This window comes from Evtepia sp., assembly GCF_056797215.1.
Window position 1 is genome coordinate 1 of sequence record NZ_JBQILM010000010.1, and the last position, 13,264, is coordinate 13,264.

Below are 13,264 nucleotides of genomic sequence, written 5' to 3' on the forward strand. Positions count from 1 at the left end.
GCCAAGTTCGGCATCCCCCGCCAGAGCGGTTTAGTGGAAAGCCTGCGCTCCACCATCGTCTTTGCGCCAGAGTACCGCAACCCAGACGCCCTCCGGGGGATTGAGGGCTTCTCCCACCTGTGGTTGATCTGGTGCTTCTCCCAGGCAGTCCGGGAGGGATGGTCCCCCACGGTCCGTCCGCCCCGGCTGGGGGGCAACACCCGCATGGGAGTATTCGCCACCCGCTCCCCTTTCCGGCCCAATGCCATGGGCCTGTCCTCGGTGAAGCTAGAGGGGGTAGAGCAGCACCCCGACTGGGGGCCGGTGCTCTATGTCTCCGGGGCCGACTTACTGGACGGCACTCCCATTTTTGATATCAAGCCCTACCTCCCCTACACCGACGCCCACCCAGAAGCCACAGGGGGCTTCACCGCCCAGTACCAGGGGTATCATCTTGACGTGGTGTTCCCCCCAGCCCTTCTGGCCCAGGTGCCCCCGGAACAGCGGGAGGCCCTCAGGGGGGTGTTGGCCCAGGATCCCCGGCCCTCCTATCAAGAGGACCCCACACGGGTCTATGGCATGGCGTTTGCAGGGCTGAACGTGAAGTTTTCTGTGGCAGAAGGGGTACTCACGGTGGTGGCCGTGGAACCCCTCACTTGACGCGTTTCCCCCTTTAACAAAAGATGGCGCAGGACAAACGATATTGTTGTCCTGCGCCATCTTGATTTGTTTGCCTATCAATCCGCCAAAAGGAACCCACTGGACCAGGCCAACACCTGTTCCAGTTCCCCCTCCCCCATGAGGTTGTGTTCCCCCTGGGGGAGGGTGTGAAAGTCCGCACCGGAGGCAGCGGCAAAGGTCTGGGCAGCCTGATAGGGGGCCACCGAGTCCTGTCCTCCATGGACCATAGACAAGGCCGCAGTCCCCGCCTTGTAGCGTTCAAAGACGTTATACGCCTCTAAGTCTTGGAGGAAAGCTGGTGTAACCCGCATCTCCCGGACATAGTCGTAGTCTGGCACAAAATAGCCCTGCCGGGCCATATCCTCCCTGGCTTTCTGATCCACCCAGGTGTCCACCAGCGCAGGCATGTCCACCGCCGCTGAGCGCAGGAACGCCCGCTCCCCGTGGACTGCCGCCTGGGACAGGTACAGCAAGGTGATATAAGCCCCAAAGCTGGAACCGAAATATCCGATCTTCGCCTGGGGCCGTTGGGCGCGGACGTAGTCCTCCACCACAGCCAAGTCGTCGATGCAGTAGGGCACCCGCAGCCCCTCCTGCCACACCGGGCTCTCCCCATGGGCGGGGAGGTCGAAGCTGACCACCCCACAGCCCTTTGACGGAAGGGCCTGGTTTAATGCCTGGATCATGGGGCTGGCCTTGCTGCTGCCAAAGCCGTGGCAGGCGATTATCACCCGCTCCTCCCCGGACCAAATCGCCTGGGTGGGGATTTCATAGCCGTGCTTGCTGTTCAAACGCTCTGTTTGCATGGTACCGTTTCCTTTCTCTCAAAAGCCCCCGCCCCGGACAAATACGGGGCGGGGGCTCTGGGCATTTGCTTGTTTATCCCTTGGTATTCTGTTCCGGCTCCGGGCGCTTCACCGTCTGGATCACACCCTCTGCCAGGCCAGCCAGGCCTTGAATTTCCGAGGGGATGATGATCTTGGTGGCCTTGCCGTCGGCGGCAGCCTGGAAGGCCTCCAAGGCCTTGAGCTTGATAACCGAGTCCGTGGGACCGGCCTCGTTGAGGAGTTTCAACGCCTGGGCGGTGGCCTCGTTCACCCGCAGGATGGCCGTAGCCTCGCCCTCGGCAGCCAGGATGCGGGCAGCCTTTTCGGCATCGGCCCGGAGGATACGGGACTCCTTCTCGCCCTCGGCCACCAGAATCTGGCTCTGCTTCTGGCCTTCGGCCTGAAGGATGGCTTCCCGGCGTTCCCGCTCGGCGCGCATCTGCTTCTCCATGGCGTTCTGGATATCTCTGGGGGGCAAGATGTTCTTCAATTCCACCCGGTTGACCTTGATGCCCCAGGGGTCCGTGGCCTCGTCCAGGATGCTGCGCATCCGGGCGTTGATGATGTCACGGGAGGTCAGGGACTGGTCCAGCTCCAATTCACCGATGATGTTACGCAGGGTGGTGGCGGTGAGGTTCTCAATGGCGCTCATGGGGTTCTCCACCCCATAGGCATACAGCTTTGGGTCGGTGATCTGGAAATAGAGCACCGTGTCGATCTGCATGGTGACATTATCCTTGGTGATTACCGGCTGGGGCGGGAAGTCCGCCACTTGCTCCTTCAAGGAGACCACCTTCAAGACCCGGTCCACCACCGGGAGCTTAAAATGCAGGCCCACACTCCACACTGTGTAGAACGCGCCCAAACGCTCAATGACGTAGGCCTTGGACTGCTGGACGATGCGGATACATCTGGCCAAAATAATCAAAATGACAACGATTAAAACAATGACTGGGATACCCATTCCTGAAATAAATTCCATCACTCTTCTCCCTTCTCGTTTTCCCATCTCTCTACGATGGCTTTCACACCTTCAATGCGCAGGACACGGACCAAGCTGCCCTCTGGAATCACGTTGCCGTCGGCGGAGCGGGCAGTCCAAACCCCGCCGCCTACCTTGATCTGCCCATGGGCATTCAGGTTGTCGATGGTCTCCAACACCACTCCCTGGTGCTCCAGGATGCGGTCAGCGTTGGTCTTTTCCGTCCTGGGCAGCCACCACTTCCGGGCCAAGGGCCGGATCAGTGCCATGCTGAGGACAGACACCACCACGAACAGGCCCAGCTGCACTACCAAGTTCGCCCCCATCCAGGCGGCGAACAGGGCTACCAGGCTGCCCAGGCAGAACCAGATGGAGATGAGCCCTGCGGTGAGCCCCTCGATCCCCGCCAAGGCAATGAACAGCACCAGCCATACCATGGGGAAGCTCACATGGGTCGTAAAAAACGTCAACAAGGAAACCTCCTTTCCCTCTTCTCCTACTTCTATTTCCTATTATGTTTATTATAACAGAGCCCCCCTCTGGAAGCAAGCGCCATTTTCCCCCGTATCCACCACCATCGCGCCGTATCCTCAAAGAATTTTTCAGAATCTTCCTCCTTCGCTTGCAAGCTCCTCCTGGCTTTGCTATACTAGAGGGGATTTTGGGCCGTTTTCCCTGCACACAGCCCTTTTTTCATATCCATCAATCATCCCCCTATTTGGAATGGAGTATTTTCTTATGAAACCACAAGCGAAAAAAATCTTCTTTTATTTTGGCGTCGCTCTGCTGGGGCTGGTGGTAGTCTTTCTGGTGGTTCGGATCATGCTGAACCTGGGCAGCATCGCCACCACCCTTGCCGCCGTGCTGGGTGCCCTGCGGCCCATCCTGCTGGGCTGTATCCTGGCCTACCTGCTCTATCCCCTGGCCCGCTTCTCTGAGCAATTTTTACTCTACCATAAGGTACGGCAGAAAACAGCCCGGTCCCTGTCCACCATGTTCACCACCCTGGTGCTGCTTCTGTTTATCGTGCTGTTGATCTATTTCATCATCCCCCAGCTCTTCATCAACCTGCCTAACCTGGTGCAATCACTCCCCAGCATGATCCAGTCCTCCTCCCAGGAGTTGTCAGAATGGTTGAAAGCCCACGGGCAGCAGGCAGACATCGTGCAAAAGGCTACGGACACCATCACCGCAAAATTCACCCAATGGCTCTCCAACGGCTCCCTGTCCACCTTGCTTGACCTAGCAGGCCGGGTGGCCCAGGCGGCAATGAGCGTGTTCCATTTCCTCATCGGCATCATCGTCATGGTCTATGTGCTCATGAGCCGGGACCAGTTCGTAGGCCAGGCTAAAAAGCTCCTCTTCGCCATGAGCCGCAACCGCAGCTTTTGTGACAAGCTCCTGCACCACCTGCGGGCCATCAACCGCATTTTCAGCAACTTCGTCTCCGGCAAGCTGCTGGACTCCCTGATCATCGGCCTGATCTGCGCCGTGTGCTTGAGCATTATGCAGATGCCTTACACCGCCCTCATCAGCATCATCGTGGGCATCACCAATATCATTCCCGTCTTTGGCCCCTTTATCGGCGCCATCCCCAGCATCTTCCTCCTGCTGCTCACCGACCCCTATAAGGCCCTGATCTTCGCCGTCTTTATCATTATTTTGCAGCAGGTGGACGGGAACATCATTGGCCCGAAGATTTTGGGCAACTCCACCGGCCTTTCCGCCTTTTGGGTCCTCTTCTCCCTGTTGTTCTTCAACTACTTCATGGGTTTCTGGGGCATGCTCCTGGGCGTCCCCCTCTTCGCCTCCTTCTACTACCTGTCCAGGGAGTTTGTCAACTCCCGCCTGCGGCGGAAGTCCCTGCCCATCAATACCCTGGAATATGTCAACGCCGCAGGCTTCGACGACAAGGGGGCCCTCACCCATGTGGAGCCCAAAGGCATTGAGTTCAGTCCCCTCTTCCGGGGGGAAAACAGCCTGTTCAACCAGTTGCGCCGGATGATGAAGAAGAAGTCTGTCTCCCCCCACAGCAAGGAAAAAACAGGCCATACCAGTGACGAATCAGACGATCAGCCCTAAGGAGGCGTGGCTCCATGCAAAACAAAGCCAGTATCCGTGTGGCCTTTTGCGGCCTCTCCGCCGCCCTGATGTTGGTGGTGATGCTCTTGGGCACCATGGTTCCCTTCTCCACCTTCCTCTGCCCCGGCATCGCGGGGGCACTGGCCATTCCAGTGCTGTGGGAATTTGGCCTGCGGCCGGGCATGCTGCTCTACATTGCCGTGTCCATCCTCAGCCTGATTCTGGCCCCGGACAAGGAAGCCGCCTTCCTCTTTGTCTTTCTCCTGGGCTGGTATCCCATCCTGCGCCCCAAGCTCCAGCATATCCGAAACAAGCCCCTGCGGGGGGCGGTGAAGTGGGTGGTTTTTGCGGCGGCCATCTGCGCGGTATATGCCCTGCTGCTGTTCGTGTTCACCATGCCGGAGCTCACAGCGGAGGCCGCCACCTGGACCCTTCCAATCCTTACCGCCATGCTCCTGCTTGGCAGCGTCACTTTTTTATGTTATGATATCCTCCTGGGACGGTTGCAGCTTCTCTATGTCGCCCGGCTGCGTCCCAAGCTATTCTCTCGAAAGCCATAACCCCCTGACATTTGCGAGGTAACCCATGAAACAAAAATTATTATCCCTGCTCCTTCTTTTGGGACTGGCCGTTTCTTTGGCTGTCCCCGCCGCTGCCGCAGAGCCCCTGCATTTCACCGACGTGCCCACGGACAGCTGGTACTATACCTATGTCCAAGACCTCTACACTGCCGGTGTGGTGGACGGCATCTCCCTCACCACCTTCGGCCCCCAGGAGGACGTCACCTTGGGGCAGGCCTTGAAGCTGATCCTGTTGGCGGCGGACTGTCCAGACACCGCCCCCACCGGTGACCACTGGGCCAGCGGCTACTACAGCTTCGCCCGGGAACAGGGCTTCCTGCCAGAGGATATCCCCACAGACCTGGACGCCCCCATCCAGCGGGTGAAGATCGCGGAAATCGCTGTGCGGGTCCTGGACCTCTCCCGCACCGGCAGCGATAACCCCTTTGCCGACACCGACAGCGAAGCCGTCCTGACCCTCTTCGACCATGGCATTTTGTTCGGCACCGTGGTAGACGGCCAGAACCTCTTCTACCCCCAGCAGAGCATCACTCGGGCGGAGATCAGCGCCATTATCTGGCGTATGGACCACTTAGGCCAGCCCACACCTGACCCGAACCCTGACCCGAAGCCGGAACCAGACCCCAAACCCGATCCAGAGCCGGACCCTGAGCCCGACCCGAAACCAGAACCCGATCCCGATCCGAAACCGGAGCCGGACCCCAAACCCGATCCAGAGCCAGACCCGGACCCCACCGAATACTTCACCTGGGGCAACCATCAAATCCCCATTGCCAGCAAGATCCCTGTGAACAGCTATGACAAAACGCTCTTCCAGAAAAATGACAAGGGCTATATTACCTACGAAAACGACAAATATACGTCCCGCATCGGCATCGACGTCTCCCGCTATCAGGGGGAGATCGACTGGAAGCAAGTTAAGGACGCTGGTGTGGAGTTCGCCATCATCCGCCTGGGCTACCGGGGCTACGGTACTGGGAAAATCGTAACAGATACTTATTTCCATAAAAACATCAAGGGGGCCTTGGCCCAGGGGCTGGATGTGGGCGTATACTTCTTCTCCCAGGCCATCACCCCGGAGGAAGGGGCGGAGGAGGCCCGGTATTGCCTGAACGCCCTGAAGGGCTACAACATCACCTATCCCATCATCTTCGACTGGGAGCCCTACCCCGACAGCTACGACGCCCGCACCAAGGACCTGGACGACAGTATCCTGACCCAATGCGCCGTATCCTTCTGTGAGACCGTGAAGGCCGCAGGCTACCAGCCTATGGTCTATGCCAACCTCACCTACTTCTATCTGCACTTCGACATGACCAAGCTGGCGGACTACCCCTTCTGGCTGGCCCAGTACAGCGCCAAGCCTACTTTCTACTATCACTTCAATATCTGGCAGTATTCCAGCACCTTGGAGGTGCCCGGTATTGAGGGCAACGTGGACATGAACGTCCATCTCATCCCCCGCAGTTAACCACAAAACATGCCCTGGACGGTCTTGCCATCCAGGGCATGTTTTATATTATAGCATCTGGGCCTGTTGATAAAAGCCCGAAGCATCTGTGAGGTCCGCCAGGTAGAGGTGGCTCACCTTACGCAGGGCCACTTGGTCACTGTAAGGGTCAGCTACCCCAGCCACCCGGTATCCCGCCTGAAAGGCCGTAGACGCGGCATGGACGGCATCCTCAAACACCCAGGTCTCCCCGATCTCCGTGCCCATCTTCTCCCGCACAGTGTGGAATAGGGCGGGGCTGCGCTTGTCCATCCCCAGGTCGCCACAGGTATAGACCCCCTCCAACAGGGGCAGCAGCTCCGTGCGCGCCAAGCCCTCCAAGATCACCGAGCGCTCCGTGGCCGTGGCCAAGGTGAGCTTGACGCCCCGCTCCCTTAGGGCCGTCAAAAATTCCTTGGCCCCCGCCTTGGCGCGGACCTGGCTGCGGTAAAAACTGCGGATGGTGCCGTTAATGCCGTCCTCAATGGCCTGATGGGACAGAGCCAAGCTGTACGCTTTCTTCAAATAGACGGCACACTCTGCCAGGCTCAGGGGGAACAGCTCTGCCCGCAGCCCTGGCCGGGCCGTAACACCCAAGGAGGCCAAATAGCGGTCCCCTACTGTGTCCCACATCCCCATGGAGTCCAGCAAGGTCCCGTCCGCGTCAAAAATCGCCCCTTTTATCATACCGCCACGCCTTCTTTCTCTTGGAATCATACCGTAGCATTGTACCACAGCTTGTTGCACAAATCCACCCCACTGTGGTACACTACTAAAAAAGGAGGCATACACCATGGCAGAGAAACCCAAACCCGCTCAGCCCAACACCACCCCCGCCTGCTTCATCTTCGGGGCTGGCCCCTTCTACGGCCTTGGCGTTCCCCCCGCCCCTGGCGACCTGATCCTGGCTGCCGACGGGGGCTATCGCCACTGCTGCACTGTAGGTTTGCAGCCCCATCTGTTGTTGGGGGACTTTGACTCCCTAGATGTCCCCCCCCCTCAGGATATCCCCCGCCAGGTGTTTCCCCCGGAAAAGGACGACACCGACACCATGTTAGCGGTAAAGCTGGGGCTAGAACGTGGTTTCCGCCGCTTCCACCTGTACGGCGGTACAGGCGGGCGCTTGGACCACACCCTGGCTAGCCTCCAAACCCTGGCTTATCTGGCTTGTGCCGGGGCACGGGGCGAACTCCACGACGAGGGTTTCGTCTTTACCGCCATCCAGGGGCCTGACAGCCTCCAACTTCCCCCTCGGGCAGATGGCCTCTTCTCCGTGTTCTGCCTGGGGGCAGATGCCAAGGGGGTCAGCATCCAAGGCGGGAAATATGAGGCCCAAGACGTCACCCTCACCGCCGCCTTTCCTCTAGGGGTGAGCAATCAATTCCAGGGAAAGCCTGTGGTGGTCTCTGTAACCAGCGGCTGCCTGCTGGTGGGATGGGAACGGTAGGCTGGAAAGGCTCAATGTACAGCAGAAAACCCCTGGTCCCTGCCAGATTTGGCAAGAACCAGGGGTAACTTTTTCATTTACATCATCCGAGAGGTAAAGAACACTGCCAGGATCAGCAGCCATGCAGCCAACACCCAGATGGAATAGTAGGCCACCGCTGCACCCAGGGCCATGGGGACCAGGAGCAGCACCACCGTCAGGACGGCGGTAAGGTAATAGGCCGGGTAGGCCGTATCCTTCGGGAGCAGCGTAAGCTCCCGCTCCTTCCACTTCCAGATACCCTCCTGCTTTTGCAGCTTCCAGGCGAGCAGGGTAAGCAGCGCCGTAATCACCAGGGCGACCACCAGATACAGGACGTAGTTGTGGGAACCAAAGGTGATGCGGAAAATCCACAGGCCCAAGATCCCCATACCGCCCACTAGGGCGCAGGCGAAAAATTCCTTTTGGTACAGGTAAAACACCATGGCCAGCACCGCCAGCCCCGGCACCACTGCCAGAACCACCGGTGCCACCGAGCTGGTATACTGCCGCATGGCATAGCCACCCACACCAACGCATAGGCACCCTGCCGCCAGGATGAACTGAAGGGTACCGCTCTGCCCGTCCCCTTTGCGCAGCTGTATGCCCCAGGCCAGGAACGCCGCAAAGAGAATGATGCCTACCACCAGGAGGATCAGCAAAACCGTGCGCCACACAGGGACCACACCCAGCTCTGAAACGCGGGCATGGACATAGACGCGGTTGAAGAGCAGCATGATCAGCTCGACCACAACGGCCCCTGCCAGCCAGAGGAGCATCCGGTTAAAGACCCGGTCCTCTGCCTGCTGCTTGGTCAGTTCCTGATTCCTGGTGTTTCCGTTTTTTGTTTCGTTTTTCTTCATAGTGGTGAGAACACTCCTACTGTTGGGACTTGATCCTCGGGGGGACCACCGGCACTGCGGCCCAATGAAAACGATGTTTCCCAAGCCGGTACCGCTGCCAAGCACACTCTGTTTTTCAGCGCTTGCAAACGTCCTCTCATAAACAATCCATGGTATTATACCAGATTTCTGCGGATTTCGCAAGGAAAAACACGATTTCTCTTGCCCTGCCGGCTCAAAAAGCGGCAAAAATACGCCATCCTTTACAAATTATTCAAGGTTTCCCGCCGCTCTTGCCCCGGAAGCTGTCTTTTAATGAGACGCTGCGGTTAATGACCAGATGGCCGGGGGTGGCGTCCTGGTTGTCCAGGCAGAAGTAGCCCTGGCGCATAAACTGGTAGGCCGTGGCAGACTTGCCCCGCTCCGGCATGGGGGCTTCCGCCAGGCTCCGCTCCACCTTGCAGCCAGTGAGAATTTCCAGGCTGTTGGGGTTCAGCTCCTCCAAAAAGTCCTTGCCCGGGGCGTCTGGGGCTGGGTCGCCAAAGAGGTAATCATACAGGCGGACTTCCGCGTCCACCGCGTTGGCCGCGTCCACCCAATGGATGGTGGCACCCTTCACCTTCCGCCCGTCGGCGGGGTTGCCCCCCTTGGAATCTGGGTCATACTCGCACAAAATCTCTGTGATCCGCCCCTGCTCGTCCTTCACGCAGCCAGTGCAGCGGATCAAGTATGCACCCTTCAAGCGGCACTCCGGCCCCCCCGGGTACAGGCGCTTATACTTGGGCACCGGCTCTTCCAAAAAGTCCTCGGCCTCCACATATAGCTGCCGGGAGAAGGTCACACTGCGGTTGCCAGCGGCAGGGTCCACAGGGTTGTTCTCCACCTGGACCTCCTCGCTCTCCCCCTCTGGGTAGTTGGTGATGGTCAGCTTCACCGGCCGCAGGACAGCCATCACCCGCTGGGCAGTCTCGTTCAAATCGTCCCGGAGGCAGGACTCCAAAAAGGCCCAGTCCACAGTGGAGTCCACCTTGGAAACACCAATACGCTCGCAGAAATTCCGCACTGCCCGGCTGGTGTAACCCCGGCGGCGCAGGCCACAGAGGGTGGGCATTCTTGGGTCGTCCCAGCCGCTGACCCTCCCCTGCTCCACCAGCAGGCGGAGCTTGCGCTTGGACATCACCGTATAGTTGATCCCCAGGCGGGCAAACTCGATCTGCCGGGGCTTGCTGGGCAGGTCACAGTGGTCCACCACCCAGTCATACAGGGGGCGGTGGTCCTCAAATTCCAGGGAGCACAGGGAGTGGGTAATCCCCTCTAGGGCGTCCTCAATGGGGTGGGCAAAATCGTACATGGGATAGATGCACCACTTGTCCCCCTGGCGGTGGTGGTGGGCATGGTTGATGCGGTAAATGGCAGGGTCCCGCATGTTGAAGTTCCCGGAAGCCAGGTCGATTTTGGCCCGTAGGGTCATCCGACCCTCTGGAAACTCCCCGTTCCGCATCCGCTCAAAGAGCTCCAGAGATTCCTCCATGGGACGGTCCCGGTAGGGAGAGGTGGCGGGAACCCCAATGGACCCCCGGCTGGCCCGCATCTCCTCCGGCGTCAACTCACAGACATAGGCCAAGCCCTTGCGGATGAGACCCACCGCACAGTCGTACATGGTGTCAAAGTAATCGGAAGCATAGTAAAAGCGGTCTGCCCAGTCGAAGCCCAGCCAGTGGATATCCTCTTTGATGGCATCCACATACTCCACGTCCTCCTTAGAGGGGTTGGTATCATCCATGCGCAGGTTACACAGGCCCCCATACTTCTCCGCTGTGGCGAAGTCAATGGTGAGGGCCTTGCAGTGGCCAATGTGCAGGTAGCCGTTGGGCTCCGGAGGGAAGCGGGTGTGGACCTTCTGCCCCTCACAGCGTCCGCCGGGCTGAAGCTCTTCCTCAATGATGCTGTGGATAAAATTGGTGCTGACGTTTTCTTCCGCCATGGTGTTCACTCCTATGTTATGGTCAAGAAGGGGCAAAGCTGCCGCCTGTATCGTCTTGACTCTATGGTTTCGTTTCATAACGGGTATTATACACTTGGAATTACAAGGGTTATCCCAGAGCCACGGCCTCTGCCACCCGCACGCCATCCACGGCCGCAGACACGATACCACCGGCATAGCCTGCCCCTTCTCCGCAAGGGTACAACCCCCGGATATTGGATTGCAGGCTCTTGTCCCGGAGCAGCCGTACCGGCGAGGAGGAGCGGGTCTCCACTCCCACCATCAAGGCATCTGGGGCGGCAAAGCCGTGGAGCTTTTTCCCCAGCACCGGCAAGGCCTGGGCCAGGGAGTCGGTGACAAAGCCGGGCAAGGTTTCACGCAAATCCCCAAAGTAGACATCGGGGCGGTATGTGCTACGATGGGTAAGGCCATTGGGGCTGGGCAAGCCCCGGAGGAAGTCTCCCACCCGCTGGGCCGGAGCCAGATAACCGGGCTGACCAAAGTGGTAGGCCTTTTCCTCCCAAAGTTCCTGGAAAGCCACCCCTGCCAGAGGGTCATTCCCCGGAAAATCCCCAGGGCCCACCCCCACCAAAAAGCCGCCGTTGATAAAGGCACCGTCCCGGGCACGATTGCTCATGCCGTTGGTGACCAGACGTTCCGGCTGGGAGGCCGCTGCCACAATCTGTCCGCCAGGACAGACACAGAAGGTATAGGCAGAGCGGCCTGTGGGCAGGTGGCACACCAGCTTATAGTCCGCTGGGGGGAGCTTTTCCCAGGCATCCCCATACTGAGCCCGGCTGATGCTCTCCTGTTCATGTTCCAGGCGCACCCCAATGGCGAAGGGCTTTTGCTCCATCTCCACCCCGGCCTCCCGGAGCATCCGAAACGTATCCCGGGCGGAGTGGCCTGGGGCCAGGATGAGGGCGTCGCAGGGCATGGTATACGGGCTTCCCCCCTCATCCACCGTAATCTCCGTCAGGCATTGTTCCCTCACCGCAATGCCGCTGAGACGGTGGCCAAAGCGGACTTCTCCCCCGTGGGCCAAAATCTCCTCCCGGAGGTTCCGAACCACCTGGCGGATCAAGTCCGTCCCCACATGGGGCTTATGCTGCCAGAGGATATCCGCTGGTGCCCCGGCGGCTACAAAGGCATGCATCACATGGGACAGGCGGGGATCATGGGTGCCGGTGGTCAGTTTCCCGTCAGAGAAGGTCCCAGCGCCCCCCTCTCCAAATTGAACGTTGGACTCCGGGTTCAGCTCTCCCCCCTGCCAGAATGCCTCCACATGGCGCACCCGCTGCTCCATGGCCTGTCCCCGCTCTAACAAGATGGGCTTCAAACCGGCTTTTGCCAAGCTCAGCGCCGCCAACAGGCCAGCGGGACCGCTGCCCACCACCACAGGGGGCAAGGACGAACTGCGCCGCACCTCTGGGAACTGGTATGGGACTGCCTCCTTCCGGAGCTGTACATGGGGGCTGTTGGCCCGTCGGACCACCTCCGCCTCATTGGAGAGGGACACATCCACAGTCATAACATAGTGGATGTGCTCTTTTTTGCGGGCGTCGATGGACTGGCGCACGGGAGTACAACTGCGCAGCCGCCCTACAGAGACCCCCAGGGCTTTGGCGGCCCGCCGCTTCAACAGCTCTGGGTCGCCCCCTGGCGGGAGGATCAGGTTGGTGATTCGTACCATAGGGCGGCGTCTCCTATCCAGTCAAATTTTAACGAGTTATTATACCATATATCCTTGGATATTTCTACTATTTCCGACGAGATTTATCCCCTCAGCTTGCATCCTCCTCAGGAAGCTCCACCAGCAGTGGTGTCACCCCCAGAGCCGGGAGTAGTTTTTCCCGGATATCCGAAAAGGGGATAGACAGGGAGGAGGTATTGGCACAGGGGTGGCAACCGAAGTGCTCCAATCCCAGGACAGAGTTGTCCAAGATTAACTTCACCTTGTGCTCCCTATCATTCATCAACGCCAGGATGGTAGCAGAACCGGGGGTAACGTCCAGCAGCTCCGCCATGGCCTCTGGGGGCGCGAAGGAGAGCCGGGAGGTACCAATCTGCTTGGATAGGTCCTTGGTATGGAAAGGCTTCTCCCCCGCCATCACCAGTAAGTAGAAATCAGTCTTTTGGCGGTTACAGAGGAACAGGTTTTTACAGATCTGTGCCTTGAGGTAGGTCTCCACCTCCTGGCAGTGGGCAATGGTATCCGCATGCTCGTGGTCTACCCGGGTATAGGGAATGGACAAGCTGTCCAGGAGGTCATAGCAGGCCAGCTCCTGAGGGGTACGGCCTTGCACATCCTGGGGGCGTCCGGAATAGAGTGTGGTGTCGATTTTCATAAGG

General features: G+C 59.1%; 13 protein-coding genes. 5 read left to right on the plus strand and 8 right to left on the minus strand.

All coding sequences use genetic code 11. From position 1 onward, the window contains the following. Nucleotides 1–639: tRNA (N6-threonylcarbamoyladenosine(37)-N6)-methyltransferase TrmO (gene tsaA / locus ACTOZL_RS03550; RefSeq protein WP_482476708.1), on the plus strand; the 639-nt coding region annotated here is incomplete at its 5' end. A 77-nt stretch (nucleotides 640–716) separates the two neighbouring features. On the opposite strand, the gene ACTOZL_RS03555 is transcribed toward tsaA, so the two are convergent. From ACTOZL_RS03555 to ACTOZL_RS03565, 3 genes are all read right to left on the minus strand, one after another. Continuing rightward, the gene (locus ACTOZL_RS03555) at nucleotides 717–1,466 is read right to left on the minus strand and encodes an alpha/beta hydrolase (protein WP_482476709.1); all 750 of its coding nucleotides are present in this window, start codon (nucleotides 1,464–1,466) and stop codon (nucleotides 717–719) included. Between the two features lie 73 nt (nucleotides 1,467–1,539). Further along, nucleotides 1,540–2,451 carry an SPFH domain-containing protein gene (locus tag ACTOZL_RS03560; protein ID WP_482476750.1) on the minus strand — a complete coding sequence of 304 codons (912 nt, stop codon included), beginning with the start codon at nucleotides 2,449–2,451 and terminating at the stop codon, nucleotides 1,540–1,542. A gap of 17 nt (nucleotides 2,452–2,468) precedes the next feature. Next, nucleotides 2,469–2,939, minus strand: a complete 471-nt coding sequence (locus tag ACTOZL_RS03565) for an NfeD family protein (protein WP_482476710.1) — start codon at nucleotides 2,937–2,939, stop codon at nucleotides 2,469–2,471. Nucleotides 2,940–3,207: 268 nt separating this feature from the next. Here ACTOZL_RS03565 and ACTOZL_RS03570 point away from each other — a divergent pair, with 268 nt between their 5' ends. From ACTOZL_RS03570 to ACTOZL_RS03580, 3 genes are read left to right on the plus strand one after another with little or no spacing between them, the layout of a single operon-like run. Further along, on the plus strand, nucleotides 3,208–4,551 hold the full coding sequence (locus ACTOZL_RS03570; RefSeq protein ID WP_482476711.1) for an AI-2E family transporter: 1,344 nt from the start codon (nucleotides 3,208–3,210) through the stop codon (nucleotides 4,549–4,551). Between the two features lie 14 nt (nucleotides 4,552–4,565). Continuing rightward, the gene (locus tag ACTOZL_RS03575) at nucleotides 4,566–5,111 is read left to right on the plus strand and encodes a hypothetical protein (protein WP_482476712.1); all 546 of its coding nucleotides are present in this window, start codon (nucleotides 4,566–4,568) and stop codon (nucleotides 5,109–5,111) included. A 25-nt stretch (nucleotides 5,112–5,136) separates the two neighbouring features. After that, nucleotides 5,137–6,603 carry a GH25 family lysozyme gene (locus ACTOZL_RS03580; RefSeq protein ID WP_482476713.1) on the plus strand — a complete coding sequence of 489 codons (1,467 nt, stop codon included), beginning with the start codon at nucleotides 5,137–5,139 and terminating at the stop codon, nucleotides 6,601–6,603. A gap of 48 nt (nucleotides 6,604–6,651) precedes the next feature. Here ACTOZL_RS03580 and ACTOZL_RS03585 read toward each other — a convergent pair whose 3' ends face one another. Beyond that, nucleotides 6,652–7,308, minus strand: coding sequence for an HAD family hydrolase (locus ACTOZL_RS03585; protein WP_482476714.1), 657 nt, complete (start codon nucleotides 7,306–7,308; stop codon nucleotides 6,652–6,654). 106 nt (nucleotides 7,309–7,414) lie between these two features. On the opposite strand from ACTOZL_RS03585, the gene ACTOZL_RS03590 reads away from it, so the two are divergent. Next, nucleotides 7,415–8,068 carry a thiamine diphosphokinase gene (locus ACTOZL_RS03590; protein ID WP_482476715.1) on the plus strand — a complete coding sequence of 218 codons (654 nt, stop codon included), beginning with the start codon at nucleotides 7,415–7,417 and terminating at the stop codon, nucleotides 8,066–8,068. Nucleotides 8,069–8,145: 77 nt separating this feature from the next. Here the strand turns inward: ACTOZL_RS03590 and ACTOZL_RS03595 are convergent, their stop codons facing one another. The 4 genes from ACTOZL_RS03595 to ACTOZL_RS03610 form a co-directional block, all read right to left on the minus strand. Continuing rightward, nucleotides 8,146–8,949 carry a hypothetical protein gene (locus ACTOZL_RS03595; protein WP_482476716.1) on the minus strand — a complete coding sequence of 268 codons (804 nt, stop codon included), beginning with the start codon at nucleotides 8,947–8,949 and terminating at the stop codon, nucleotides 8,146–8,148. A gap of 253 nt (nucleotides 8,950–9,202) precedes the next feature. Further along, nucleotides 9,203–10,912, minus strand: a complete 1,710-nt coding sequence (locus tag ACTOZL_RS03600; RefSeq protein WP_482476717.1) for a glutamine--tRNA ligase/YqeY domain fusion protein — start codon at nucleotides 10,910–10,912, stop codon at nucleotides 9,203–9,205. 109 nt (nucleotides 10,913–11,021) lie between these two features. After that, nucleotides 11,022–12,605 carry an NAD(P)/FAD-dependent oxidoreductase gene (locus tag ACTOZL_RS03605; protein ID WP_482476718.1) on the minus strand — a complete coding sequence of 528 codons (1,584 nt, stop codon included), beginning with the start codon at nucleotides 12,603–12,605 and terminating at the stop codon, nucleotides 11,022–11,024. Nucleotides 12,606–12,696: 91 nt separating this feature from the next. Further along, nucleotides 12,697–13,260 carry a prolyl-tRNA synthetase associated domain-containing protein gene (locus ACTOZL_RS03610; RefSeq protein ID WP_482476719.1) on the minus strand — a complete coding sequence of 188 codons (564 nt, stop codon included), beginning with the start codon at nucleotides 13,258–13,260 and terminating at the stop codon, nucleotides 12,697–12,699. Nucleotides 13,261–13,264 lie beyond the last annotated feature (4 nt).